The organism is Nodularia sp. UHCC 0506 (assembly GCF_034931045.1).
Classification (GTDB): domain Bacteria; phylum Cyanobacteriota; class Cyanobacteriia; order Cyanobacteriales; family Nostocaceae; genus Nodularia.
Map to the genome: position 1 here is coordinate 1 of NZ_JAYGHH010000054.1, position 794 is coordinate 794.

The following is a 794-nucleotide window of genomic DNA, read 5'->3' on the forward strand; positions in this document are numbered from 1 at the left end:
GGATAAGTTCAGTCAGTTTTGTCAATCTATCTCAATATAGAGATAAATCTGGATAACAATGATCGTCAGAATCGGCATAAATGTACCTAACCCAGAGCGATGGCGCGGAGTGTCCACCGCAGGCGATCGCAAAAATTTTCGGTCTACTGAAGTTGCGTTTGCGTTATTGAAAATCAACAGCCTAGAGGAGATATTGTAATGACTTTTGAAAGAAAGGTAGCAGGAATCTTTAATATGAGCGAAACCACTTGGGAACGTCATGCCAATCCCTGGAGTGGGTGGACACGTATCATTACTGGGCTACCGCTTCTGATACTGGGTTTTTGGAGTCGAATTTGGCTTGGTTGGTGGGCACTGATTCCTATTGGTATCGTACTTCTTTGGATATGGTTAAACCCACGCATTTTTCCTAAACCACGTTCAACCAACAATTGGATTTCAAAATCGGTTTTAGGCGAGCGAGTTTGGTTGAACCGTGACAAAATTTCAGTACCCCAGCATCATCGTCGTGTACCTAACATTCTCTCTGCTATTTCTGCTTTAGGTGGAGTGTTGGTGATTTGGGGCTTAGTTACTCTCAATATCTGGATTACAGTGCTCGGAACCACCTTACACTACTCTGGCAAACTATGGTATCTGGATCGCATGGTTTGGCTTTATGAAGAGATGAAAGAGACAAACGCAGATTATCGGAGTTGGCTGTATTAAAGCGGTAGTCTTAAACAGGTAATATCAATTCTCCATTTTTCTTTCTTTTGCTTTGTTCGGTCATCTCACTAAAGGTTACTGGCACA

The 794-nt window shown here is 42.4% G+C and carries 1 protein-coding gene; it reads left to right on the forward strand.

The features are described 5' to 3' along the window. Positions 1-198 precede the first annotated feature (198 nt). On the forward strand, positions 199-708 hold the full coding sequence (locus tag VB654_RS21600) for a DUF6653 family protein (RefSeq protein WP_323215856.1): 510 nt from the start codon (positions 199-201) through the stop codon (positions 706-708). Positions 709-794: the final 86 nt, after the last annotated feature.